This window comes from Curtobacterium sp. 22159, from assembly GCF_052045775.1.
GTDB lineage: Bacteria > Actinomycetota > Actinomycetes > Actinomycetales > Microbacteriaceae > Curtobacterium.
The window spans coordinates 22,117-46,368 of record NZ_JBQEPN010000018.1 but is presented as its reverse complement, the minus strand read 5'-3'; the positions used below and the strand labels follow the sequence as shown (position 1 = coordinate 46,368).

Annotated in this window: 22 protein-coding genes; 5 read left to right on the top strand and 17 right to left on the bottom strand. The window is 71.7% G+C overall.

Going from position 1 to position 24,252, the window contains the following annotated elements; genetic code table 11:
• The first annotated feature begins 328 nt into the window (after positions 1 to 328).
• Entirely contained in the window at positions 329 to 637 is a 309-nt protein-coding gene (locus ACTJKO_RS17040) for a hypothetical protein (protein ID WP_440690498.1), read from the top strand.
• 146 nt (positions 638 to 783) lie between these two features.
• On the opposite strand, the gene ACTJKO_RS17035 is transcribed toward ACTJKO_RS17040, so the two are convergent.
• Positions 784 to 2,250 carry a peptide MFS transporter gene (locus tag ACTJKO_RS17035; protein WP_440690496.1) on the bottom strand — a complete coding sequence of 489 codons (1,467 nt, stop codon included), beginning with the start codon at positions 2,248 to 2,250 and terminating at the stop codon, positions 784 to 786.
• Positions 2,251 to 2,466: 216 nt separating this feature from the next.
• On the opposite strand from ACTJKO_RS17035, the gene ACTJKO_RS17030 reads away from it, so the two are divergent.
• Entirely contained in the window at positions 2,467 to 4,557 is a 2,091-nt protein-coding gene (locus ACTJKO_RS17030) for an acyl-CoA dehydrogenase family protein (RefSeq protein ID WP_440690494.1), read from the top strand.
• Between the two features lie 83 nt (positions 4,558 to 4,640).
• Here the strand turns inward: ACTJKO_RS17030 and csrA are convergent, their stop codons facing one another.
• The 13 genes from csrA to ACTJKO_RS16965 form a co-directional block, all read right to left on the bottom strand.
• The gene (gene csrA, locus ACTJKO_RS17025; protein WP_440690492.1) at positions 4,641 to 4,907 is read right to left on the bottom strand and encodes a carbon storage regulator CsrA; all 267 of its coding nucleotides are present in this window, start codon (positions 4,905 to 4,907) and stop codon (positions 4,641 to 4,643) included.
• Between the two features lie 4 nt (positions 4,908 to 4,911).
• On the bottom strand, positions 4,912 to 5,847 hold the full coding sequence (locus ACTJKO_RS17020; RefSeq protein ID WP_440690490.1) for a hypothetical protein: 936 nt from the start codon (positions 5,845 to 5,847) through the stop codon (positions 4,912 to 4,914).
• Entirely contained in the window at positions 5,822 to 7,876 is a 2,055-nt protein-coding gene (locus ACTJKO_RS17015) for a flagellar biosynthesis protein FlhA (RefSeq protein WP_440690488.1), read from the bottom strand. Before ACTJKO_RS17015 ends, ACTJKO_RS17020 begins: the two co-directional genes overlap by 26 nt.
• A complete protein-coding gene (locus tag ACTJKO_RS17010; RefSeq protein WP_440690486.1) occupies positions 7,873 to 9,069 on the bottom strand; it encodes an EscU/YscU/HrcU family type III secretion system export apparatus switch protein in 1,197 nt (398 codons plus the stop codon). Before ACTJKO_RS17010 ends, ACTJKO_RS17015 begins: the two co-directional genes overlap by 4 nt.
• 6 nt (positions 9,070 to 9,075) lie before the next feature.
• Positions 9,076 to 9,834 carry a flagellar biosynthetic protein FliR gene (locus ACTJKO_RS17005; RefSeq protein ID WP_440690484.1) on the bottom strand — a complete coding sequence of 253 codons (759 nt, stop codon included), beginning with the start codon at positions 9,832 to 9,834 and terminating at the stop codon, positions 9,076 to 9,078.
• Between the two features lie 3 nt (positions 9,835 to 9,837).
• Positions 9,838 to 10,110, bottom strand: coding sequence for a flagellar biosynthesis protein FliQ (gene fliQ, locus ACTJKO_RS17000; RefSeq protein ID WP_440690482.1), 273 nt, complete (start codon positions 10,108 to 10,110; stop codon positions 9,838 to 9,840).
• A gap of 9 nt (positions 10,111 to 10,119) precedes the next feature.
• Positions 10,120 to 10,938, bottom strand: coding sequence for a flagellar type III secretion system pore protein FliP (fliP, locus tag ACTJKO_RS16995; RefSeq protein WP_440690480.1), 819 nt, complete (start codon positions 10,936 to 10,938; stop codon positions 10,120 to 10,122).
• Complete coding sequence (locus tag ACTJKO_RS16990; RefSeq protein ID WP_440690478.1) at positions 10,935 to 11,468, bottom strand: FliO/MopB family protein; 534 nt, start codon at positions 11,466 to 11,468, stop codon at positions 10,935 to 10,937. Before ACTJKO_RS16990 ends, fliP begins: the two co-directional genes overlap by 4 nt.
• 8 nt (positions 11,469 to 11,476) lie before the next feature.
• The gene (gene fliN, locus ACTJKO_RS16985; RefSeq protein WP_440690476.1) at positions 11,477 to 12,184 is read right to left on the bottom strand and encodes a flagellar motor switch protein FliN; all 708 of its coding nucleotides are present in this window, start codon (positions 12,182 to 12,184) and stop codon (positions 11,477 to 11,479) included.
• Entirely contained in the window at positions 12,181 to 13,071 is an 891-nt protein-coding gene (locus tag ACTJKO_RS16980; protein WP_440690474.1) for a flagellar motor switch protein FliM, read from the bottom strand. Before ACTJKO_RS16980 ends, fliN begins: the two co-directional genes overlap by 4 nt.
• 88 nt (positions 13,072 to 13,159) lie before the next feature.
• Positions 13,160 to 14,128, bottom strand: coding sequence for an OmpA/MotB family protein (locus ACTJKO_RS16975; RefSeq protein ID WP_440690472.1), 969 nt, complete (start codon positions 14,126 to 14,128; stop codon positions 13,160 to 13,162).
• A gap of 2 nt (positions 14,129 to 14,130) precedes the next feature.
• On the bottom strand, positions 14,131 to 14,958 hold the full coding sequence (locus ACTJKO_RS16970) for a motility protein A (RefSeq protein WP_440690470.1): 828 nt from the start codon (positions 14,956 to 14,958) through the stop codon (positions 14,131 to 14,133).
• Between the two features lies 1 nt (position 14,959).
• The gene (locus tag ACTJKO_RS16965; RefSeq protein WP_440690468.1) at positions 14,960 to 15,247 is read right to left on the bottom strand and encodes a flagellar FlbD family protein; all 288 of its coding nucleotides are present in this window, start codon (positions 15,245 to 15,247) and stop codon (positions 14,960 to 14,962) included.
• 231 nt (positions 15,248 to 15,478) lie between these two features.
• Between ACTJKO_RS16965 and ACTJKO_RS16960 the strand changes: the two genes are divergently transcribed.
• Positions 15,479 to 17,047, top strand: a complete 1,569-nt coding sequence (locus ACTJKO_RS16960; protein ID WP_440690466.1) for a helix-turn-helix domain-containing protein — start codon at positions 15,479 to 15,481, stop codon at positions 17,045 to 17,047.
• A gap of 70 nt (positions 17,048 to 17,117) precedes the next feature.
• Here ACTJKO_RS16960 and ppsA read toward each other — a convergent pair whose 3' ends face one another.
• Positions 17,118 to 19,520, bottom strand: a complete 2,403-nt coding sequence (ppsA, locus tag ACTJKO_RS16955; protein ID WP_440690464.1) for a phosphoenolpyruvate synthase — start codon at positions 19,518 to 19,520, stop codon at positions 17,118 to 17,120.
• 131 nt (positions 19,521 to 19,651) lie between these two features.
• Here ppsA and ACTJKO_RS16950 point away from each other — a divergent pair, with 131 nt between their 5' ends.
• Positions 19,652 to 21,100 carry a helix-turn-helix domain-containing protein gene (locus tag ACTJKO_RS16950; RefSeq protein ID WP_440690462.1) on the top strand — a complete coding sequence of 483 codons (1,449 nt, stop codon included), beginning with the start codon at positions 19,652 to 19,654 and terminating at the stop codon, positions 21,098 to 21,100.
• A gap of 92 nt (positions 21,101 to 21,192) precedes the next feature.
• On the top strand, positions 21,193 to 22,773 hold the full coding sequence (locus tag ACTJKO_RS16945; RefSeq protein ID WP_440690460.1) for a Na+/H+ antiporter: 1,581 nt from the start codon (positions 21,193 to 21,195) through the stop codon (positions 22,771 to 22,773).
• 30 nt (positions 22,774 to 22,803) lie between these two features.
• Here the strand turns inward: ACTJKO_RS16945 and ACTJKO_RS16940 are convergent, their stop codons facing one another.
• Positions 22,804 to 23,469 carry a DedA family protein gene (locus tag ACTJKO_RS16940; protein WP_440690458.1) on the bottom strand — a complete coding sequence of 222 codons (666 nt, stop codon included), beginning with the start codon at positions 23,467 to 23,469 and terminating at the stop codon, positions 22,804 to 22,806.
• A gap of 52 nt (positions 23,470 to 23,521) precedes the next feature.
• The gene (locus ACTJKO_RS16935) at positions 23,522 to 24,220 is read right to left on the bottom strand and encodes a phosphatase PAP2 family protein (RefSeq protein WP_440690456.1); all 699 of its coding nucleotides are present in this window, start codon (positions 24,218 to 24,220) and stop codon (positions 23,522 to 23,524) included.
• Between the last annotated feature and the right edge of the window lie 32 nt (positions 24,221 to 24,252).

Genomic DNA, 24,252 nt, shown 5'->3' with positions numbered 1-24,252 from the left:
CCGCCCCACCCCGAATGCGCAACATACGTCATTCTGGGCGCCCGCCAGCGGCACGTTCTGCCCACTCGACGCAACGCACGCGGCGTGCCCCGCGCACTCGGCGCCGCCAGCCGTCCGCGGGCCAGGAGGCGCGCAACCGGCCCGACCCGCACCTCCCGTCCGTCCGCCCCCACCCCGAGTGCGCGAAATACGTCACTCTCGGCGCCCGCCGGCGGCACGTTCTGCCCCCTCGACGGAACGCACGAGGCATGTCGCGCGCACTCGTCGCGGCCGGCCGAGCGCAGGCCAGGAGGCGCGCGACCGGAACGGGACGCGCTACGGTTGGCGCGTGTTCGGACGCCGTCGCTCCCCCAGCCCGCAGCCCGACGACCGCCCGGGCCTCGGCATCGGGGCGCTCGTGCAGGTCGTCCCCACCGACCGGGGTGGTGAGCGCTGGGCCGGCGAACCCATCGGCGTGATCGTCGCTCCCGGCGGCAACCAGCTCGTCGGCTACCCGGGCGTGGGCGAGCCGCTGTCGTGGACGGTCGCGTTCGAGGACCCCGTGTACACGGAGGACGGCCGCGGCCCCTTCGAGCGCGCGACCGTCCTGAGTCGTCAGTTGGTGCCGATCGAGACGGCACCGGTGAGCGAGGCCTAGTACTCCTCGGAGCCGCTCTTCATCATGGCGGCGAAGGCCATGCAGACCCCCACGCCACCGAGCACGCCGACTCCGATGATGACGCCTGCGATGAGTTCGAGCATTGATGACTCCTTGGTTGCGGGGCCGGTGTGGCTGTCCTCAGGTTAGCGGATGCCACGCATGAGCTTCAGCACCGGCTTGGCGAGGACGAGCAGCACGACACCGACGATGACGGCGGCGAGTCCGAGGACGGTGAAGTACGGCGCCTCGTTCTCGGGGGAGTAGTACCGCGACAGCACGCCGGTGACGGCGGTGCCGAGCGACACCGACAGGAAGAACAGCGCGACCATCTGCGTCTGGAACTTCGGCGGAGCGAGCTTCGTTGCCACGGACTGACCGACGGGCGAGAGCAGGAGCTCGGCGATCGTGAAGACGAGCAGGATGCCGACGAGGGCGAGCAGCGGCGTGCCGTTCTTCCCCGAGTGCACGAAGGGCAGGAACAGCAGGAACGCGACGCCCATGATGCCGGTGCCGAGCGCGAACTTCGTCGGCGTCGAGGGCTGGCGGTCGCCGAGCTTGGTCCAGATCGCGGCGAAGACGCCCGACAGCACGATGATGAACACCGGGTTGATCGACTGCACCCACGACACCGGCATGTCCCAGCCGAACAGCGAGCGGTCGAGACGCTGGTCGGAGTACACGGTCACGACGGTGAACTGCTGCTGGTACAGCGACCAGAACACGGCGCTCCCGATGAACAGCGGGATGAACGCGAGCACCCGGGAGCGTTCCACGGCGGTGATGCCGCTCGTGAGGATCACCACGAAGTACGCGATGGTGGCGAGCACGACGATCGCGACCACGACCGTCGGGAGGTTCTCGACGTTGAGCAGGCCGGTGAGCACCGCGACGACGATGACGACGAGGCCGACGACGACGATCCCGCCGATGAGGGGCAGCCGACGCCGGTCGACCGGGTTCGTGACGTGCCGCACGACCTCGGGGAGCTTTCGGCGCCGGATCGCGTACTGCACGAGGCCCGCTGCCATGCCGACGGCGGCGAGGCCGAAGCCGTAGTGGAAGCCGAGCGAGGTCTGCAGCAGCCCGGTGAGGAGCGGACCGAAGAACGCGCCGAGGTTCACGCCGAGGTAGTACAGCGAGAACCCGGCGTCGCGGCGGGGGTCGTCGCGGCTGTAGAGCCCGCCGACGATCGTGGTCGCCGTGGCCTTGAGTCCGCCGGAGCCGAGCGCGATGAGCACCAGGCCGACACCGACTCCGGCGACTCCGGGGATGAGGGCGAGGGCGATGTGCCCGAGCATGACCACGATGGCGCTGCCGAACAGCGTGCGGTCCGCGCCGAGCAGCCGGTCGGCGATCCACGCGCCGATGATCGTGAAGAGGTACACGGCACCGCCGTACGCACCCATGATCCCGCTGGCGATGCCCTTGTCGATCCCCAGGCCGCCCTGCGAGAGCGTGTAGTACATGTAGATGAGGACGATGCCCTGCATCCCGTAGAAGGAGAACCGCTCCCAGAGCTCGACCGCGAACGGCGTCGACAGCTCGAACGGCTGTCCGAAGAACGTGCGCTTCTGCTCCGGGTTGCGTTCCGGTGCGGTGGTACCTGACATGCCGGACAGTCTGCCTGCTCCGACCCCGCCGTGCACAATCGTCACGGCGCGATCAGGAATTCGCGGGCGCCGGTTTTGGAGGGTTCCCACGAGGCGCCGCACCGACGAGCGGTCCGGCGTTGTGCGGCCCGGACGGCGTTCATGCCACTCGCGGGTGCGCTCAATAGCGTGGTCTCTGCAACACCGGACAGAGCAGTTCAGGAGGGCTCCGACACCATGGTCGACACCGCACCCGTCCACAGCACGAACACCCCGAAGGCCGACGCCGCGGGCGACCCCGCGGCGGGGACCCCGACGGGCGGGACGGACACCGACGTCCGCATCGACGTCGACCTGCTCGCCGAGCACCTGCTCGGACGGTGGGCCGAGGACCGCCGCATCTCCCGCCGGCTCGCCCTGGACCCGTCGATGCACAAGATCGAGGGCCAGCCCGTCCCGGAGCACCGCGCCCGGACGCTCGACCAGCTCCGGACGCTCGTCGAGGCCGGTGCGATCCAACGACCGTACCCGGCGGAGTTCGGCGGCCAGGACAACCACGGCGGCAACCTCGCCGCGTTCGAGGAGCTGACGACCGCCGACCCGTCGATGCAGATCAAGGCCGGCGTGCAGTGGGGACTGTTCGGCTCGGCCGTGCACCACCTCGGCACCGAGCGGAACCACCGCGAGTTCCTGCCCGGCATCGTGTCCTTCGAGGTCCCCGGCTGCTTCGCGATGACCGAGACCGGGCACGGATCTGACGTCCAGAGCATCGCCACGACGGCCACGTACGACCCGGCGACGGAGGAGTTCGAGATCCACACGCCGTTCCGCGGCGCGTGGAAGGACTACATCGGCAACGCCGCACTGCACGGCAAGGCGGCCGTCGTGTTCGCGAAGCTCGTCACCGCGGGCGTCGACCACGGGGTGCACGCCTTCTACGTCCCGCTCCGTGACGACGAGGGCGCGTTCCTCCCCGGTGTCGGTGGCGAGGACGACGGCGTCAAGGGCGGTCTGAACGGCATCGACAACGGTCGGCTGCACTTCGACCACGTCCGGGTGCCCCGCACCAACCTGCTCAACCGCTACGGCGACGTCGCGCCCGACGGCACGTACTCGTCACCGATCGCCTCACCCGGTCGGCGCTTCTTCACGATGCTCGGCACGCTCGTGCAGGGCCGGGTGTCGCTCGACGGCGCCGCCGTGGTCGCGCAGAAGATCGGGTTGCAGATCGCCCTGACGTACGCCGCCCAGCGCCGCCAGTTCCCCACCGGCGACGGCACGGAGGGCGTGCTGCTCGACTACGGCCGGCACCAGCGGCGGCTCATCCCCCGGCTGGCGACCGTGTTCGCGCAGTCGTTCGCCCACGAGAAGCTGCTGCGGACGTTCGACGACGTCTTCAGCGGTCGCGAGGACACGCCGCAGCGTCGTGAGGACCTCGAGACCCAGGCGGCCGCGTTCAAGTCGATGTCGACGTGGTCGGCGCTCGACACGCTGCAGGAGTGCCGCGAGGCCTGCGGCGGAGCGGGCTTCCTCGCCGAGAACCGGCTCACCGGCCTCCGTGCCGACCTCGACGTCTACGTCACCTTCGAGGGCGACAACACCGTCCTGCTCCAGCTCGTCGGCAAGCGGCTGCTGACCGACTTCCGTGCGAAGGCGCCGAAGGACCCGGCGTCGACGGCACGGTTCGTCGCGGCGCAGGCGGCCACGAAGCTCGCCGACGCGACCGGCATCCGACGGATCGGCCAGGCCGTGGCCGACCGTGGTTCCCTCGCCGCCTCGGTCACCGACCTGCGGGACGCCCGGACCCAGCGCGAGCTGCTCGCCGGTCGGGTCGACACGATGGTGACCGAGATCGGGATGCGCCTGGCCTCGGCGGGCAAGGACCGAGCCCGTGCCGCCCTGCTCCTCAACCGCTCGCAGCACGAGCTCATCGAGGCCGCGAAGGCCCACGCGGAGCTGATGCAGTGGGACGCCTTCACGGAGGCGATCGACGAGGTGCCCGTCGGCGACACCCGCCGCGTACTCGTCTGGCTGCGTGACCTGTTCGCGCTCGGGCTGCTCGAGCAGCACCTCGACTGGTACCTCATGCACGGTCGGATCACGGCACAGCGTGCCCGGGCGGTGTCCGCGTACATCGACCGGCTGGTCGCGCGGGTCCGTCCGGTCGTCCCGCAGCTGCTCGAGTCGTTCGGGTACGAGCCCGGTCACGTCCGTGCGCCGATCGCGCTCGGCGCGGAGCAGGCGCGGCAGGACGAGGCACGCGCCTGGTTCGCGGCCGAGGCCGCCGCTGGCCGGCTGCCCGAGCAGGAGAAGAAGCCCCGCCCGTAACGGGAGCAGGCGCGGGAGCAGGAGCTGCGAGCGCCAGCACCAGCGCGCCAGAGCTGGAGCTCCCAGCAGGCGCGGAAGCGTCGTCAGGCGTCGGGCGTCTCGCGGGTCGACAGGCCCCCGAGCGCCCGGCGCAGCCGCGCCTCGGCGTCGTCGCCCGACCCCGCGGCGGCTGCCGCGGCCTCGGCGTTCGCCTCGGTGACGGCGCGCACGACCTCTTCGCGCTGGATCTTCACACCGCGCGGGGCGTCGATGCCGATCCGGACGCCGTCCCCGCGGCTGTCGAGCACCGTGATGACGATGTCGTCACCGACGAGGATCCGCTCGCCGACCTTCCGCGTGAGTACCAGCACCCGTTCAGCCTAGCGACAGGACGGGCAGCCCCAGCAGGTGCACGGACTCCGGCGTGGCGGTCTCCCCCGCACCGATCGACACGACCCCCGCGATCGGCGTCCGTCCTGCGACTGCCGCGACCATGGCGGCCGTGTCCGCCGGCTTCCGCCCGACGTCGACGACGACCCAGACCTGGTCCGGCGTCAGCGCCGTGAGGGTCGCGTGGTCCTCCCACCCGGCGACGCCGAGCAGGGCGTGTCCCTCGCGCACCCCGTCGGCGCGCGCGAGGATGCCGCTCCGGCGGTCGGCGGCGTCCGTGGGACGGAGCGCGTGCCGCGCGGCGAAGACCCCCGCCGCCGCGTCCACGTCGCCGGGTCTGCCGACGAGCAGGACGAGGTCGCCGTCGGCGGACCGCACCGCGGGGACGGCCGCAGCCGGCGCGGGTACCGGCGGCGCGGAGGAGCTGCCCGTCCCGGGACCGGCAGCGTCGTCGCGGCGACGGGGTGCGCCTCCTGGTCCGGTGTCCGCCGGGAGGCGCGGCTCGGCCCGTTCGGTCGTCCCCGCGTCCGTCGGTGTGAGGGCTGGGCGCGGGGCGCTGGTCGTGATGCCGTCCGCCACGAACCCGTCGAGCAGCGACGCGAACGCGTCGGCGCGCGTGGCGGCGGTGCCGTCACCGCCGGCGATGCGCGCCTCCGCCTCCTCGGCGTCGGCGAGGAGCGCCGCGATGCCGATGCGCTGCACGGGCCCGTCGGCGATCGCGACGCGGGCCGACGTCAGGTCGTCGGGGGCGGGGACCTCGACGGTCGCTTCGACGTGCGCCTTCCGGAACAGGCCGCCGATGCCCGGCGTGGTGACCCGTTCGGCGGCCACGATGCGTGCGGCAGCGCCGAACTCGGCGCGGACGGCGTCCCGCACCGCGTCGAGCGTGGCGCCGCTACGCTGCAATCGGGTCGGCGGCACGGACCACTCCCACGGTCTCGATGGTGGACCCCGCAGCCGTGGCCTCCTGGTAGGAGAGCACGGGCAGGCCGTTCGACTGGGCGGACACCATCCGGTGCACGGCGGGCCGGAGTTGGGGCGCGCACACGAGCACGGCGGAGAGGCCGGCCTCCTCGACGGTGCGGACGGCGTCCCGGACGGAGGCGAGGACCTGCTCGATGCGGTGCGCGTCGAGGACGATCTGCGTGCCCTGCTCGGACGGACGGAGTCCCTCGAGCATCGACTGCTCGAGGAGCGGGTCGATCATGATGACGCGGAGCGTGCCGGCGTCGAGGTACCGTGCGGGCAGCGCCGGGCCGAGGGCGGCGCGGGCGGCCTCCACGAGCCCCTCGGGGTCGGTGGACACCTTCGCCCGCAGGGTGAGCGCCTCGCAGATGCGGCCGAGGTCGTTGATGGGCACGCGCTCGGCGAGCAGGCCCTGCAGGACGCGCTGGACCTCGGCGAGCGAGAGCATCCCCGGGACGAGTTCCTCGACGGCCGCGGGGTTGACCTGCTTGACACCCTCGGTGAGGACCTTGACGTCCTCGCGGGTGAGGAGCCGTGCCGCATTGTCGCCGATGATCGCCTGCAGGTGCGTGACGAGCACCGACACGCGGTCGATGACGGTGGCCCCGGTCATCTCCGCGGCGTGGCGGAGTTCGGCCGGCACCCACTTGCTGGCCAGGCCGAAGACCGGCTCGACCGTGGTCTCGCCGGGCAGTCCCTCGAGGTGGTCGCCGAGGGCGAGCACGCTCCGCGACGGGGCGGTGCCGCGGCCCGCCTCCACCCCGGCGATCCGGATCGCGTAGGTGGACGGCGGCAGCTCGATGCTGTCCCGGGTCCGCACGGGCGGCACGACGATGCCCATGTCGACGGCGACCTTGCGGCGGAGCGCACGGACCCGGCCGAGCAGGTCGTCGGAGGCGCCGGAGACCATGTCGACGAGGTCGGGTGCGAGCAGGATCTCGAGGGCGTGCACGCGCATCTGCTCGATGAGGTCCTCCGGGGTGTCCGCGCTGGGTGCCGCGGCGGCCAGCGCGGCCTGCTGTTCGGCTTCCTGCTCCGCCTTCTTGGACTGCTGCCCGAGCCGCCAACCGATGACGAGCAGCGCTGCGCCGATCACGAGGAACGGGACGATCGGCATGCCCGGGATGAAGCCCATCGCGATCGCGGCGACGCCGGCGATGAGGAGCGCGTTCCGGGACTGGGTGAGCTGCGTGGTCGCCGACGCGCCGATCTCGGTCTCGGCACCCGAGCGCGTGACGATCATGCCCGTCGAGACCGCCATGAGCAGGGCGGGGATCTGGGTGACCAGGCCGTCGCCGATCGTGAGGATGCCGTACTTCGACAGAGCGTCGGTGATCGACAGCCCGTTCTGGACCATGCCGATCGCGATGCCGCCGATGAGGTTGATGACGATGATGAGGATGCCGGCGATGGCGTCGCCCTTGACGAACTTCGACGCACCGTCCATCGCGCCGTAGAAGTCGGCCTCGGCGGACACCGCGGCACGACGCTCCTTCGCCTGCGCGTCGGTGATGAGCCCCGCGTTGAGGTCCGCGTCGATCGCCATCTGCTTGCCCGGCATGGCGTCGAGGGTGAACCGGGCGCCGACCTCGGCGACGCGCTCGGCACCCTTCGTCACGACGACGAACTGGATGACGACGAGGATGAGGAAGATCACCGCGCCGATGATGATCGATCCGGAGACGGCGACGTGGCCGAAGGCCTGGATGACGTCGCCGGCGAACCCCTGGCCGAGCACGAGGCGGGTCGACGCGACGTTGAGGCCGAGCCGGAACAGCGTCGCGACGAGCAGCAGGGACGGGAACACCGAGAAGTCGAGCGGCTTCTTCACGAACAGGGTCGTGAGGAGGATGACGAGCGCCAGCAGGATGTTGCAGATGATCAGGACGTCGAGCAGGAACGACGGCACCGGCAGGATCAGCAGCAGGATGATGCCGACGATGAAGACCGGGACGGCGAGCTTCGGCAGGTCCTTGCGGTTCATGCGGGGACTCCCTCGGGGGCTGGTGCGTTCTCGGGACGGTGCGGGCGGAGCTTGCGGGGTCGGAGGTCGCCGGTCAGGGTGGCCGGGTCGAGCACGGTCGCGACCTCCTCGGGTGTCGTCGGTCGCGGCGGGGTGTGCGTGCCGGCCGCAGCACCGCGGGCCTTGAGCGCCATGACGAAGGACAGGACGCGGGCGACGGGCGTGTAGAGGTCGACGGGGACCTCCTGCCCGAGCTCGCACGCGGCGTGCAGCGCCCGGGTCAGCGGGACGTCCTGCACGATCGGGACCCGGGCCTCGAGCGCCTTCTCACGGATCACCGCCGCCACGGGTCCGGCGCCCTTCGCCACGACGCGCGGCGCGGACCGGCCCGGTTCGTACGTGAGGGCGACCGCGTACTGCGTGGGGTTCGTCATCACCACGTCGGCGGTACCGATCGCACCGATCATCCGGTTGCGGCTCATCGCGAGCTGCCGGGACCGCCGCTGCGACTTCACGAGCGGGTCGCCCTCGCTGTGCTTGTTCTCGTCCTTGACCTCGCGCTTGGTCATCATGGTGCGCTTCCGGTTGCGTCGGATGACCACGAACACGTCCAGTGCCGCGAGGACCAGTCCCGCGGCGATCGCGGCGCGCAGCAGGGTGCCCGCCCCGGCGGCCGCGGCGTCGAGCACCGCAGAGAGCGGCAGGGACCCGCTCGTCATGAGCACCGGGACGAGCGCCTGCACCGCCGCCCAGAGCACGAGGCCGACGACCGCGGTCTTCAGCAGCGCCTTCGCACCGTTCCACAGCGCCTGGGTCCCGAACACGCGCTTGAGACCGGCGATCGGGTCGAAGTGGTCCGGCTGCGGGGTCATCCGGCGGAAGTGCACGCCGCCCTGCGCGACGGCGGCGGCGAGCACGGCGACCGCGACGACGCCGAGCAGCGGCCCGAGCGTGGCGCCGACCGACCCGAGGGCGTCGTGGAAGACGGCGTTCATCGTCCCGATCGTGGGGTCGGCGATGACGCGTTGCACCGATCGGAGCTGCTCGGACCCGGCAGCGGCGGCGTTGCCGATCGCGGCAGGCATCATGAGCGCTGCCGCGGCGATGCCGATCCACGCGCCGAGGTCCTGCGAGCGGCCGATCTGGCCCTTCTGGTGGACCTCCTTCATCCGCTTCTGCGTCGCTCGTTCGGAGCGTTCGCCGCTGTCGGACATGCCCGGTCACCCCCGCCCGGTGATCGCGGCGACGGCGTCACCGGTGAGCGACGACACCACGGACGGCAGCGCCATGAAGAGGGCGCCGGCGAACACGACGGTCAGGCCGATCTTGATGGGGAAGCCCATCTGGAAGGCGTTCAGCGCCGGGGCGACGCGGGTGAGCAGGCCGAGTCCGACGTCGGCCAGGAAGAGCACGACGACGAGCGGACCGGCGATCTGCAGCGTGGCGAGGAACATCTGGGTGAGCGCGGTGACCAGGATCGAGGCGAGGCCGCCGAGCTCGAACGTGCCGGTCAGCGGCACCGCGTCGAACGACCGGACGAGCCCGCCGACGATGAGCTGGTATCCACCGGACGCGAAGAGCAGGGCGAGCGCCGCCATCTGGAACAGCCGCGTGAACTGCGCCCCGTTCACCTGGGACTGCGGGTCGAAGGCCTGCGCCAGCGTGAACCCGCCGAAGAGGTCGATCAACGCGCCCGCGGACTGCACCGCGGCGAACACCAGGAACACCAGGAACCCGAGGGCGAGTCCGACGACGAGCTGCGTCACGAGCGCGAGCAGGAACGGGCCCGTGTCGAGCGACGTGTACCCGGCCGCGACCTTCGGTGCGACGCCGATGGCGAGCCCGATGCCGAGGATCACCTTCACCGTCGCCGGGAAGGCCCGGTACGAGAACGGCGGCGCGATCACGAAGAACGCCACGAGCCGCACGCCCGCGAGCATCGTCGCCTCGAGGCGGTCCGCGCTGATGACGAGTTCCACCGGCTACGACCCGAGCATCTTGGGGATCATGTCGAAGGCGACGTGGGTGAACGCGACCATCTCCGAGATCATCCAGTTGCCGCACACCACCAGGGCGATCGCGACCGCGACGGCCTTCGGCACGAACGAGAGGGTGACCTCCTGGATCTGGGTGACGGACTGGAAGAGCGAGATCGCGAAGCCCACGACGAGGGAGGTCACGAGCACGGGCGCGGCGAGCTTCGCCGAGACGAGGAGCGCCTGCAGCGTGAGGTCGATGACGGCCTGCTGGTTCATGCCGGTCCCCTAGACAACGTGGTAGCTCTCGATGAGCGACTTGATGATGAGCCCCCAGCCGTCCACGAGGACGAACAGGAGGATCTTGAACGGCAGGGAGATCATGACCGGCGGGAGCATCATCATGCCCATCGACATGAGCGCCGCCGAGACGACGAGGTCGATCACGAGGAACGGGATGAAGATGACGAACCCGATGATGAACGCGCTCCGCAGCTCGGAGATCACGAACGCCGGGATCACGGTCGTCATCGGGACGTCGGCCATCGACTTCGGGTTGTGCTGACCGGCCGCCCGGGTGATGAGGGCGACGTCCTCCTCCCGGGTCTGGTGCAGCATGAACGTCCGCAGCGGCTTCGTCCCGACCTCCACCGCCTGGTTGAAGTCGAGGTGCCCCGCCAGGTACGGCTGGAGTGCGTCGTCGTTGATGTGCCCGAGCACCGGCGCCATCACGAAGAGCGAGAGGAACAGCGCGAGTCCGGCGAGCACCTGGTTCGGCGGGATCGACTGCAGCGCGAGCGCGTTCCGCGTCATCGCGAGGACCACGAAGATCTTCGTGAACGACGTCATCATGAGCATGAGCGCCGGGGCGACGCTGAGCAGCGTGATCCCGATGAGCGTCACGACGGCCGACGACGGGGTGCCGTCCGGACCGTTCACGTCGACGCTGAAGTTCCCGGTCGAGGGCGGGGTCGGTGTGGCCGGTGCGGTCGGCTGCACGACCCCGGCGGCGTGCGCACCGGTCGCGGTGAGCATGAGGAACCCGGCGACCACCGCGAGTCCGAGGAGGACGAGCGCGACGAGCCGCCCGGTCCGTGCGGCGGTCACCCGGTCCGCCGGTTCCGCAGGGCTGCGGCCGCCTGACGCCACGTGTCAGCGGACAGGAGGGAGCCCTGCAGCTGCTGCGCGGTCGGCAGGACGGTGCGCTGCTGCCGACGGTTGCGCGGGCGCATCGGCAGCGGCTCCGCCGCGTCGGACGGGAGGGACGGGGCGGCCTGGTCCTGTCGCGCGAGTTCGCGGGAGAACGCGTCGGCCGACGGGGCGGGACGTGTCGGCAGCGCCACGGGTCCGGTCACGATCGTCAGCTCCGGCGCCGGCGCCTCGCCCCTCGTGAGCAGGTTGACGCCGTGCTCGGACACGCCGAGCACGAGGCGCTCTCCCTCGACGTCGACCACGACGACGCTCGCCTTCCCGCCGATGCCCTGGCGGCCGACGACCTCGACCGAGGCCGAGCGACGGCCCTTCGTCTTCGCCGCGCCGAACTGCCCCTTCGACACGCGTCGGTGCAGCACCCACATGAGGCCGAGCACGACGCCGAGCGAGAGGGCGACGCGGAGGACGATCCAGGCGGTGTCCACGTCCGACCTCAGACGCTCTCGGCGACGTCGAGGATCTTCGTGATGCGCACGGCGTAGTCCTGGTCGACGACGACGACCTCGCCGTGGGCGATGAGCCGGCCGTTGAGCAGCACGTCCGCGGGGGCGCCGGCGCTGCGGTCGAGTTCGACGACGGCCCCGGGCTCCATGCCGAGGACGTCCCGGACGGACATCCGGGTGCGACCGATCTCCACGGTCAGGGCCATCTCGACGTTGTTGATGCGACCGAGGTTGCCCGCGGGCACCGATGCGACGGGGGCCGCCGGTGCCGAGACCGTGCCGTTCTCGCGCACGCGCAGGGCGAACCAGCCGCCCGGCTCTCCCCCGGCGGCGAGCTCGAACACGACGGTGTCGGGGTCGGCGAGGAGCGTCGTCGCCGACTCGCGCCGGGCGTCGCCGAGCACGCCGACGCCGAGCACGGACGCCGCCGCCTCGAGCGACGGACGGAGGACGTCGGTCACGTCGACGATCCCGTGCTCGGTGCCCCCGGCGGCCGCGACCGCAGCGAGGTCGGTGAGCACGAGGACCAGGTCGGCCGACAGGCCGCCGACGAACGAGGCGACCACGGCATCCCCGGCCGCTTCGAGGGCGGCGGGGGTGGCGCCTCCCGGCTGGGCCACGGCCACCATCGGCGCCGCCGTCGGGAGCTGCGCGGCGAGGGCCTCGGCGGCCTGCGTGTGGAGGGTGGTGACGGTCATGCGTGCTGCTCCGTGCTCGTTGCGGCGGTGGTGGTGACGACGATGCCGGCGAGGCGTGAACCGTTCGCGCCGACCGCGGCGGTGCCGACGGGCTCGCCGTCGACCGCGATGGTGAGGGGGCGGTGCTGCGGGTGCGGCAGCGGCAGGACGTCGCCGACGGCGAGCCGGAGCACCTGCGACGGCAGGACGGTCGCGGGGGCGAAGCGCAGGCTGACCCCGACGGGGACGTTCGCCAGCTGCGCGTCCACCAGTGCCCGCGCGTCGGCGGGCGAGACGTGCGCGGCGGTCTCGCCGAGCTGCGGCAGCACGGCGTCGGCGGGGAGGGCCAGCGTGCCGGGCGCGACCCGGTCGCCGACGCGGATCGTGAACGAGGCGACGATCATGAGGTCGCCCTTCTGGGCGGCCTGGGCGAACTGCGAGTTGAACTGGAAGCCGCCGACCGCGACGTCGTGCGCGAGGAGACCGCCGAAGGAGTAGCGGAGGTCGTCCAGGGCGTCCTCGACGATCTTCCGGACGAGTGCCTGCTCGATGGGCGTGAAGGTGCGCTCGGGCGTCGGGAGCGGCTTCGAGGCGCCGAGCGCGTGCGAGACCCAGGTGAGCGCCGCGTCGAGCGGGACCTGGAGCACGCCCTTCGGGACGACGTCGGCGATCGGCAGGAGGACCATGCCCGTGAGGGCGGGCAGGGACGCCGCGTACTCGTCGTACGTCGTGAGCTGGACCTGCTCGCTCGTGACCTGGCTGACGGCGCGCACCTTCGCCGTCAGTTGGGTGCCCCACTGGCGCGCGAAGGTCTCGAAGGCGAGTTCGAGGACCCGGGCGTGCTCGCGGGCGAGCGTCGACGGGCGCGCGAAGTCGTACACCTCGGGCGCTGGCAGGGTCTCGGTCACGGGTGCGTCTATCGGTCCGCTGTGCGACTCCCGTCAGCGCTGTACCCCGTACTGGGGCGGTGGGTGGTGCGGTCTCGTGGTCTCGGTGCTAGCCCTGGCGTGCTCCGTCCTGCGCCTTCGCGAGCGCCGGCATGAGGGCACTGACGTCCTGGTCCTGGTTCGACAGCACCACGATGTCGACCCGCCGGTTCAGCGTGAGGTCGGCGTCCGACCCGCCCTTCGCGAGCGGCCGGCTCGACCCGAACCCGACGCTCTGGATGTGCGCCGACGGCATCCCGCCGCGCTCGACGAGGTCGCGGAGCACCCCGGTGGCACGGGCCGCGCTGAGCTCCCAGTTCGTGGCGTAGGGGGCGGTCGAGTTCCGCTGGTCGGCGTGCCCCTCAACACTGACGTCGTGGCCGCTCGTCCGCAGGACCGGGGCGATCGCGTCCATGATCCGCTTCGCCTGGTCGGAGAGGTCCGCACTGTTGGTGGTGAAGTACGTCTCACTGCCCACGAGCCGGACGGTCAGCCCGCGGGCGTCGACGGTGAACTGGACGTTCGACGTCTGCCCGGCCGCGGCGAGGTTCGCCTTGATCGCCGCTTCGATCGCCGTGAGGTCGTCGAGTTCGCGCTTCGCCGCGGCGAGGTCGGCCTTCGTGGCGGCCGTCGGCACCGCGGCGCTCGTCGGGTCGGCGGTCGCGGTCGTCCCCGCCCCGGCCTCGGCGTTGCTGTCCTTCTCGCCGCTCGACGCGCTGGAGTGGTCGGCGTGCGACTTGTCGATCGAGTACCCGGACCCGTTCTCGACCTCGTCCTTGGTCACGACCGTCCCGGACGCGGTGTCGACCTTCTGCGACTTGACCTCGCCGAACCCGGTGGCGAGGGAGTTCTTCAGCTCGATGTACTTCTGCTGGTCGACCGTGGACATCGCGAAGAGCACGAGGAACATGCACATCAGGACGGTGATCATGTCCATGTACGAGGCCATCCAGCGCTCGTCGGGGTGTTCGGCCTCGTCGTGCCCGCCGCCTTTCCGGCCGCCTCGACCGCGCCCGCGGCCCCGGGGGTTGGCGCTCATCGTCAGGCCGCCAGCTGCTGGTCGTCGGCGACGTCGTCGGCCTTGGCGCCCTTGCCCTTGCCGCGCTTCGCGTCCCCGCCGCGGGCGGCCGGCGGCACCATCGCCGTGAGCCGTTCCCCGAGGAGCCGGGGCTGGCTGCCGGCCTGCACCGCGAGCAGTCCCTCCATGAGCAGGGTCTGGCGGTCGGCCTCGAGCTGTGCGAGCTTGCGCAGCTTGCCGCCGATCGGCAGCCAGAGGAAGTTCGCGGTGAGGAGGCCCCAGAGCGTCGCGACGAAGGCGCTCGCGATGAGCGGGCCGAGCTCGTCCGGCTTGCCGAGGTTGGCGAGCACGTGGGTGAGCGAGACGACCGTGCCGATGATGCCGACCGTCGGCGCGAAGCCGCCGAGGCCCATGAAGAACGCGCTGGCGCTCCGCACCGGTGCCGCGTTCGACTCGATCTCGTCCTCGAGCAGGATCCGGAGTTCGTCGCCGTCCGTCCCGTCGGCGATGTTCTGGAGCGCCTTCTTCATGAACGGGTCGTCGTGCTTGTCGGCTTCCTGCTCGAGCGCGAGCAGTCCGTTCGCCCGGGCCGTCTCGGCGAGGCCGACCACGTCGTCGATGACCGACTGCGGCGGCGTGACCTTGCCGGTGAACGCCTTGGGGACGGCCTTGAAGCTGGCGATGGCGTCCTTGAGCGTCGTGCTCGCGATGCCGCAACCGATCGTCGCACCGAACACGAGCAGCATCGGGGCGGGGAGGAACAGCCCGGCGACCTCGACGTGCTCCATCTGGACCATGCCGAACAGTGCGCCGAAGGCGACGAGGATGCCGACGATCGTCGCGATGTCCATGTCAGCGACCCCCGTCCTGTGCACGCTGCGGGTGGATCGGGGCGACGGGCGCGAGGGTCGGCTGCGGGCCGGTCGCGTTCCGGACGGTTCCGTCGGCGCCGTAGGCCATGCCGACGATGCGGGCACGGTACGCGGCGATGAGCTCGATGACCTCGGCCATGGACTCGCGCACGATGTACTTCGCGCCGTCGACCATGATGAGCGTCGTGTCCGGCGTCTCCTGGATGCGCTCCACGAGGTCGGGGTTGACAGCGAATCCGCTGCCGTTGAGTCGTGTGACGACGATCATGGCCCGTCCTGGTTCTCGATCGTCCCGCCGCCGTCCGTGGGGCGGGATGCGGCCCGTCCGTGGGCCTGCACCGAGGACTATCGGCGGCAGTGCTCGGGGCGTTAGCGACCGGACGCCGAGCCTCCACGACGCCCGTCGGACTTCTCACAGACGGTGTATTCCCGATCCGATCCTGAGAATCCTGGGTATTGTGTCCCCGGTTTTATCTCATGAGCGTGTTACGTTGGCGCCATGTCCGACACCACCACCGTCGTCACGCCGACTGCCACGGGCACGCCGGCTCCGCTCCGCGAGGTCGGCGCCCTGATCCGGGGTGCACGCAAGGGCCGCAGCATGACCCAGGCGCAGCTCGCCGAACGCGTCGGCACCAGCCAGAGCGCGATCAACCGCATCGAGCAGGGCGGGCAGAACCTGTCCCTCGAGATGCTCACCCGCATCAGCGACGCCCTCGACCAGCAGATCGTGTCCATCGGCGGGGCCCCGCAGCGTGCTCACCTCCGCGTGCAGGGCGGCCGGAAGCTCAGCGGCTCCATCGCCGTGAACTCGAGCAAGAACGCGGCCGTCGCACTGCTGTGCGCCTCGCTCCTCAACCGGGGCGTCACCCGGTTGCACCGCGTCGCCCGGATCGTCGAGGTGGACCGCATCATCGACGTGCTCCGCAGCCTCGGCGCGACCGTCACGTGGTCGGCGGACGGCGAGGTCCTCGAGATCGTCGCCCCGTCCGACCTGCGGCTCGACGCCATCGACGCGGACGCGGCCCGTCGCACGCGCAGCGTCCTCATGTTCCTCGGGCCGCTCAGCGGACGGTACGAGTCGTTCCGCCTCCCCTACGCCGGCGGCTGCGACCTCGGCACACGGACGGTGGAGCCGCACCTCATCGCGCTCCGCCCCTTCGGCGTCGAGGTCGAGGCGACCTCGGGCTGGTACGAGGTCGACGTGGCGAACACCGCGGTGCCGACGAAGTCGATCGTCCTCACCGAGCGCGGCGACACCGTCACCGAGAACGCGATCCTCGCCGCGGCCGCGCGCGACGGGGAGACCGTCATCCGCAACGCCAGCCCCAACTACATGGTGCAGGACCTCTGCTTCTTCCTCGAGCTCCTCGGCGTCCGGGTCGAGGGCATCGGCACCACGACGCTGCGGATCACCGGGAAGAGCCACATCGACGAGGTCGTCGACTACTTCCCGAGCGAGGACCCGGTCGAGGCGATGAGCCTGCTCACCGCGGGCATCGTCACCGAGTCGACGCTCACCGTGACCCGTGCCCCGATCGAGTTCCTCGAGATCGAGCTCGCCACGCTGGCCGAGATGGGGCTCCGCTTCGACGTGTCCGAGGAGTACGCCGCGGCGAACGGTCGCACCCGTCTGGTCGACATCACGGTGCACCCGTCCGACCTGCACGCCCCGATCGACAAGATCCACGCGATGCCGTTCCCCGGACTGAACATCGACAACCTGCCGTTCTTCGTCGTCATCGCCGCGATGGCCGAGGGCGCGACGCTCGTGCACGACTGGGTGTACGAGGGCCGCGCCATCCACCTGCTCGACCTGACGCGCCTCGGCGCGAACGTCACGCTCCGCGACCCGCACCGGCTCGACGTCACCGGCCCGACGCACTTCTCCGGCGCCGAGGTGAGCTGCCCGCCGGCGCTCCGCCCCGCCGTCGTCATCCTGCTGGCGATGCTCGCCGCGAAGGGCGAGAGCGTCCTGCGCAACGTCGGCATCATCGCCCGCGGGTACGAGCAGCTGCAGGAGCGCCTCAACTCGCTGGGGGCGTCCATCGAGACGTTCCACGACTGACGCTCGTCACGGACGGACGGGAGGCGCGGGTCGGCACCGACCCGCGCCTCCCGTCCGTCCACACGCGGTGTCAGGACGCCGCGGCCAGACGCTGCCAGGTGGCGACGACGGTGTCCGGGTTGAGCGACATCGACGTGATGCCGCGGGAGCGCAGGTGGTCCGCGAGCTCCGGGTGGTCGCTCGGGCCCTGGCCGCAGATGCCGATCGACGCCCCGCGCGCCCGACACGCGTCGATCGCCATGTCGACGAGCCGGAGGACCGCCGGGTTCCGCTCGTCGAACGCGTCGGCCACGATCCCGGAGTCCCGGTCGACGCCGAGGGTCAGCTGGGTGAGGTCGTTCGAGCCGATCGAGAAGCCGTCGACGTGGTCGAGGAACCGGTCGGCGTCGAGTGCGTTCGACGGGACCTCGCACATCATCACCACGCGCAACCCGCGTTCGCCGCGCACCAGACCGTGCTCCGCCATGCGGCGCACCACCCCCTCGGCCTCCTCGACGGTCCGGACGAACGGGATCATCACCCGGACGTTCTCGAAGCCCATCACCGCACGAACGGTCCGGATCGCCTCGCACTCGAGCGCGAACGCGTGCGCGAAGTCGTCCGAGAGGTACCGGGCGGCGCCGCGGAAACCGATCATCGGGTTCTCCTCGTCCGGCTCGTAGCGGTCGCCGCCGAGCAGGCCCGCGTACTCGTTCGACTTGAAGTCGGACAGTCGGACGACGACGGGCTTCGGGTCGAAGGCCGCCGCGAGGGTGGCCACGCCCTCGGCGAGCCGCTTCACGAAGAAGTCGCGGGGCGACCCGTACGCGGCGATCCGGTCCTCGATGCGCTCCCGGACGTCGGCCGGCTGGTCCGCGAGCCGGAGCAGCGCGTTCGGGTGCACCCCGATCTGCCGGCTGACGACGAACTCCATCCGCGCCAGGCCGACCCCGGCGTTCGGGAGCGCGGCGAACGAGAAGGCCTGCTCCGGGTTGCCGACGTTGAGCATGAGGTCGACGTCCAACGGCGGCAGCTCCCCCACGTCGACGCGTTCGACCTCGACGGCGAGCAGCCCGTCGTGCACGACCCCGGTCTCACCCTCGGCGCAGGACACCGTGACGAGTTCCCCGTCGGCCAGGACGGTCGTCGCGGTCCGCGTGCCCACGACCGCCGGGATCCCGAGCTCCCGCGCGATGATCGCCGCGTGGCAGGTGCGACCGCCGCGGTTCGTGACGATCGCGGACGCCCGCTTCATGATCGGTTCCCAGTCCGGGTCGGTCATGTCCGCGACGAGGACGTCACCCGGTCGGAAGTCGTGCATCTCGTCGAGCCCGGCGAGGACCCGGACGGCGCCCGAGCCGATCCGCTGCCCGATCGCGCGCCCCTCGAGCCGCGGCGGCCGTCCCGGACGCTCGGCGAGCCGGTGACGTTCGACGGTGCCCACGGCGATCCGCGACGCGACCGTCTCCGGCCGGGCCTGCAGGACGTACAGCCGCCCGTCGATGCCGTCCTTGCCCCACTCGACGTCCATCGGGCGTCCGTAGTGCTGCTCGATCACGAGCGCGGTGCGGGCGAGCTCGGTCACCTCGTCGTCGCGCAACGAGAAGTGCCGGCGCTCCGCGGGGGCCGTGTCGACGAACGCCGTGGTGCGGCCGACGGTGCGGTCGTCGGTGAACACCATCCGGCGCGTCTTCGACCCGAGCACCCGGCCGAGGATCGCCGGACGGCCCGCGGCGAGGGCGGTCTTCGAGACGGTGAACTCGTCGGGGTCCACCGCCCCCTGCACCACCCCCTCGCCGAGCCCGTACGCGCTGGTGACGAACACCGCCCGGTCGAACCCCGACTCGGTGTCGAGGGTGAACAGCACGCCGGCGGCGGCGAGGTCGGAGCGGACCATGCGCTGGACCCCGACGGAGATCGCGACCTCGTCGTGGACGAACCCGTGGTGCACGCGGTAGGCGATGGCCCGGTCGGTGTACAGCGAGGCGAACACCCGGCGCACGGCGTCGAGCACGTGGTCGACGCCTCGGACGTTGAGGTACGTGTCCTGCTGCCCGGCGAAGGACGCGTCGGGCAGGTCCTCCGCGGTGGCCGACGACCGCACCGCGAACGACGCGTCGTCGGGGGCCTCCGACTCGAGCACGGCGAACGCGGCACGGACCCCGCCAGCGAGCCCGTGCTCGAGCGGCGTCGCCAGCACGCGCTCGCGGATCGCGGCACCGGCGGTGGCCAGCGCCGCCGTGTCGTCGACGTCGAGCGCTGCCAGGGTCCGGCTGATCCAGTCCGTGAGGCCGGTGTGCTCCATGTGGCGGCGGAACGCGCTCGCCGTCGTGGCGAACCCGTCCGGCACCCGGACGCCGAGGCCGTCGAGGCTCCGGAGCATCTCGCCCAGCGAGGCGTTCTTGCCGCCGACGGACGCGATGTCCTCGAGGCCGACGGCGCGCAGGGGCACGACGTCCGACGTCACTGCCGTCCGTTCGTCGATGATCGTCATTGCTTCGCCTTTCGTCGGTGGACCGCCGGGCGTGACCGGCGGGACGTGTCCTCCACCGTGCGGCAGACCGCGCAACCGTTCGCCGACCGGAGGCGTCGAAATCCGCGCCTTTTTGCGGTACCGTCCGATCCATGCAGGTCGACGACGACAGCGCGCGCCTCCTCGGGGCCCGGATCCGGTACTTCCGGGTGCGGGGCGGGTGGACGCTGACCGCGCTCGCGACCGAGCTGCAGACCGCCGCGAGCACGCTCTCGCTCATCGAGAACGGCAAGCGACCGGTCCGGGCCGCGGAGCTCCCCGCCCTCGCGGGGGCGCTGGGCGTCGAGGTGCTCGACCTGCTCCGGGCCGAGGCCCCGGACCCGCGCTCCGCACTCGAACTGGAGCTGCAGCGTCTGCAGGCCGGGCCGCAGTACGCAGCGCTGGGCGTGCCTCCCGTCCGGGTCTCGCGGTCGTTGCCGCAGGACGCCCTCGCGGCCCTCGTCCGGACCCTGCAGGAACTCGACCGGAAGGCGCGGGAGGCGTCCGCGACGCCCGAGGAGGCGCGTCGGGCGAACAACGAGCTCCGCGAGCGGATGCGCGCGCGGAACAACGCGCTGCCCGAGATCGACGCACTGGCGGAGGACGTGGTGCGCGCCGTCGGGCACGAGGTCGGCGCGCTCACGCACCGCGAGGTGCACCGGATGGCCGAGCACCTCGGGTTCACGCTGCTGTACGTCGACGACCTGCCGCACTCCACCCGGAGCATCACCGACCTGGCGAACGGGCGGATCTACCTGCCACCGGCCTCGATCCCGGGTGGCCACGGCCTCCGGTCCATGGCGCTCCAGGCGATGGCGCACCGCCTGCTCGGCCACCAGCCGCCGTCGTCGTACGCCGAGTTCCTCCAGCAGCGGCTCGAGATCAACTACTTCGCAGCCGCGTGCCTCATGCCGCGGAAGCAGGCCGTCGGCGTCCTCACCGAGGCGAAGGCGTCCCGGGACCTCGCCGTGGAGGACTTCCGCGACGCGTTCGGCGTGACCCACGAGTCCGCGGCGCTCCGGATGACGAACCTGCTCACCGAGCACCTCGGGATCCGGGTGCACTTCCTCCGCGTCGGCGAGGACGGTGCGGTCTACAAGGCGTACGAGAACGACGGACTCCCCCTGCCGACGGACGTCACCGGGGCGGTCGAGGGGCAGGTGGTGTGCCGGAAGTGGCTGGCCCGACGCGCCGGCGACCGCGGCGCGCGCACGTCCGAGGCGCACCAGTACACGGACACCGCGGCGGGGACGTACTGGTCGTCGACGCAGACCGGGTCCGGGCCCGACGGAGCGTTCAGCATCACGTTCGGGGTGCGGTTCGACGACGCGAAGTGGTTCCGCGGCCGCGAGACCGACCAGCGCCGGGTGTCGACGTGCCCGGACGAGTCCTGCTGCCGGCGCCCACCGGCACCGCTGGCGTCCCGGTGGTCGGACGCGGCGTGGCCGAGCGCCCGCATGCACACGCGGGTGCTTGCCTCGCTGCCGTCGGGCCGGTTCCCCGGCGTGGACGACACCGAGGTGTTCGAGTTCCTCGACCGGCACACCGGCGACGTCGCGTAGCCGACCGAGCGCGCTCCGCAGGCGGGCCGATCGGGTGCACGCTGTCAGCCGCCGTCGCGTTGACTGGGGTGTCGGTCGACCGAGGAGTACGTGTGCTGGGACCTGAACTGGTGGTCGTGCTGGGCCTCGCCATCGCGGTGACGGCCGGGATCGCGGACCGGATCCGCGTCGCACCGCCCGTGGTGCTGCTCGCGTTCGGGGCCGGGCTCGCACTGGTGCCGCAGTTCGCGCACGTCCAGCTGCCGGCGGACGCCGTCCTGCTGCTCTTCCTCCCCGCGCTCCTCTACTGGGAGAGCCTCACCACGTCCCTGCGCGAGATCCGCAAGAACCTCCGCGGCATCGTGCTCATGGGGACCCTGCTCGTCGTCGTCACCGCCGGTGCGATCGCCGCCCTGCTCCACCTGCTCGGACTGCCGTGGGGTCCCGCCTGGGTGCTCGGCGCCGCCGTGGCCCCGACCGACGCGACCGCCGTCGGCGCACTGACGAAGATGCTGCCACGACGGAACGTCACGGTGCTCCGGGCGGAGAGCCTCGTGAACGACGGCACGACCCTGGTGGTCTACGGCATCGCCGTGGCGGTGACCGTCGGGACCCAGCAGCTGACGTTCTGGAACGTGTCGGGCATGCTGCTGCTGTCGTACCTCGGTGGTGTCGCCGCCGGCCTCGCCGCCGCCTGGGTCGGCACCCTGGTCCTGCGTCGGGTCGACACCGTGGTGCTCGAGAACCTCGTCACGCTCCTGGTGCCGTTCGTCGCGTTCCTCGCGGCGGAGGCGATCCACGCCTCGGGGGTGCTCGCGGTGGTGGCGGCCGGCATCGTCGTCAGCCAGGTCGGACCGAAGCTCGACCAGGCCGAGACGCGGCAGCAGGTCCGGGCGTTCTGGTCCTTCCTGACCTTCCTGCTCAACGGCGCGCTGTTCGTCCTCGTCGGCATCGAGGCGATGGTCGCGGCCAGGGCACTTCACCCGTCCGAGCTCCTCCGGGCGACCGGGATCATCGCAGCGGTCGCGGTCGGGCTCGTGGTGGTCCGGTTCGCCTTCCTGAACGCCGCGGGCGGGACGGTGTGGCTCGTCACACGCAGGACGGGCGCGACGCCGCGCGAGGGGCACCGCGACCGGCTGGTCAGCGGCTTCGCGGGCTTCCGGGGCGCGGTGTCGCTCGCGATGGCCGTCGCGGTGCCGCGCACCCTCGAGTCCGGTGCTGCGTTCCCGGATCGGGACCTCATCGTGTTCGTCACCGCCGGGGTGGTCGTCGTGACGATCGTCGGCCAGGCGCTCGTGCTCCCCGCGGTGCTGCGGCGGGCCGCGCTGCCCGAGGACGAGTCGGTGGGTGAGGAGCGCCGGTACGCCGAACGCACGGCGATCGAGGAAGCCCTCGACGCGCTCCCCCGCCTGGCCCGCTCGACCGGAGCCGACCGCGCCACGGTCGAGCGGGTGCGCAAGGACTACGAGGCGCACCTCGACGTCATCCAGGCGCGCGCGGAGGAGGACGACGACCACCCGGCACTGCAACGCCACGACAGCGCGGTCGCGCTCGAACTCGCGCTCGTCCGGCACAAGGCGGCCACGCTCCTGCGTCTCCGGGACGCCGACGAGATCGACGACCTCGTGCTGCGGCAGGTGCGCGCGGGGTACGACGCCGAGGAAGCCCAGCTGAACGGGACGACGCCGATCTGATCCGCCCCACGGGCCAGGGCGATCAGCGGATCAGCGGGTCAGCGCGGTGTCGTCGTGCTCGGAGGTCGCCGCCCGACGCCGGGTGCGACGGCTCCGCAGGGCACCGATGACCACCGGCAGGACCGACACGACGACGATCACGATCGACAGGACGTCGATGTTGTGGGCGACGAACGGGATCCCGCCGAGCAGCACACCGATGAGGGTCATCGCGACGACCCAGGTCACACCGCCGACGACGTTCCAAATCGTGAAGCGACGCCAGTGCATCCCGGCGGTCCCGGCGGCGAACGGGACGTACGTCCGGACGATCGGGACGAAACGCCCGAGCACCAGGGAGAGCGCGCCGTACCGCGCGAAGAACGACTCCGCCTCGTGGAGGCGCGAGGTCTTCAGCAGCCGCGCGTCGTCCCGGAAGAGCCGTCGGCCGAAGTCCCGTCCCAGCCAGAACCCGACCTGGTCGCCGACGAACGCGGCCACGATGCCGACGACCGCGATCTGCCACGGGGCGATCCCGAGCGAGGCCGACAGGATCGCGGCCGTGACGAGCAACGAGTCGCCGGGCAGGAACGGGAAGAGGACGCCCGACTCGATGAAGACGACCACCCCGATGCCGAGCAGGACCCACGGTCCGAAGGCGTGCAGGAGGGACGTGGCGTCGAACAGCGAGATCGCGGCGGGGACCATGGAGACCATCCCTCCACCGTCCACGACGACGTGCCAGGAACGTCCAAGAATCCCTCGGCCGTCAACGCAGCAACGGGATCCGCGGGGCGATCAGACGCAGCCACACGGCGCGGACGAACGGCGCCACGCCCAGCGCCCACCCCACCGACGCGAGCACGTCGGTGGGGAAGTGCACGCCGTCGACGAGCAGCGACAGGAGCAGGACCACCACGACGATCGGTACGACCACCCGCGCCGTCCGGGCGGCGCGCGTGTCCGCGAGGAGCAGGACCACCCCGATCGCGACGGCGGTGATGAACACCGCGTGCCCGCTCGGGTAGGACGCGTCGACCTGGGCGGGCGACACCGGGTGGGGCAGCTGCGCGAGGTCCGGCCGGTGCCGGTCGACCAGGATCTTCACGACGGCTGACGGCAGCCAGGTGCCCGCGACGACGACCGCGAAGGCGGCCGCCGGGCGGACGTCACGCCGCACCACCCACACCACCGCCGTCGCGGCCGCCGTCAGCAGCACGGCCTCGACCGGGCTGAACACCGTGTAGACGGCGTTCGTGAAGGCCGCGATCGGCCCGACGTGCAGCGCGTTCAGCGCCGCGGTGACGCCGAGGTCGACGGCACTCGCGTGCAGGACCCCGCCGGCGGCGAGGACGACCACGACCGTCACCAGGGCGGTGACGGCGCTGCGTGTGGTCGCGGGCGGACGGAGGACGGCGGCGGAGCGACGGACGGGACGCGCGTCGCGACGGGTCAGGTGTGCGGTCACGGGTCGATCGTCCTGGTCGCGTTCCCAGATCC

Excerpts from the sequence above, each read along its gene's own strand:
- ACTJKO_RS17015 (WP_440690488.1), bottom strand. The coding sequence starts at position 7,876 with ATGAACCGCAAGGACCTGCCGAAGCTCGCCGTCCCGGTCTTCATCGTC.
- fliN (WP_440690476.1), bottom strand. The coding sequence starts at position 12,184 with ATGACCGTCACCACCCTCCACACGCAGGCCGCCGAGGCCCTCGCCGCG.
- ACTJKO_RS16960 (WP_440690466.1), top strand. The coding sequence starts at position 15,479 with ATGTCCGACACCACCACCGTCGTCACGCCGACTGCCACGGGCACGCCG.
- ACTJKO_RS16940 (WP_440690458.1), bottom strand. The coding sequence starts at position 23,469 with ATGGTCTCCATGGTCCCCGCCGCGATCTCGCTGTTCGACGCCACGTCC.
- ACTJKO_RS16965 (WP_440690468.1), bottom strand. The coding sequence starts at position 15,247 with ATGATCGTCGTCACACGACTCAACGGCAGCGGATTCGCTGTCAACCCC.
- ACTJKO_RS17030 (WP_440690494.1), top strand. The coding sequence starts at position 2,467 with ATGGTCGACACCGCACCCGTCCACAGCACGAACACCCCGAAGGCCGAC.
- ACTJKO_RS16975 (WP_440690472.1), bottom strand. The coding sequence starts at position 14,128 with ATGAGCGCCAACCCCCGGGGCCGCGGGCGCGGTCGAGGCGGCCGGAAA.
- ACTJKO_RS17010 (WP_440690486.1), bottom strand. The coding sequence starts at position 9,069 with ATGTCCGACAGCGGCGAACGCTCCGAACGAGCGACGCAGAAGCGGATG.
- ACTJKO_RS17035 (WP_440690496.1), bottom strand. The coding sequence starts at position 2,250 with ATGTCAGGTACCACCGCACCGGAACGCAACCCGGAGCAGAAGCGCACG.
- ppsA (WP_440690464.1), bottom strand. The coding sequence starts at position 19,520 with ATGACGATCATCGACGAACGGACGGCAGTGACGTCGGACGTCGTGCCC.
- fliQ (WP_440690482.1), bottom strand. The coding sequence starts at position 10,110 with ATGAACCAGCAGGCCGTCATCGACCTCACGCTGCAGGCGCTCCTCGTC.
- ACTJKO_RS16950 (WP_440690462.1), top strand. The coding sequence starts at position 19,652 with ATGCAGGTCGACGACGACAGCGCGCGCCTCCTCGGGGCCCGGATCCGG.
- ACTJKO_RS16970 (WP_440690470.1), bottom strand. The coding sequence starts at position 14,958 with ATGGACATCGCGACGATCGTCGGCATCCTCGTCGCCTTCGGCGCACTG.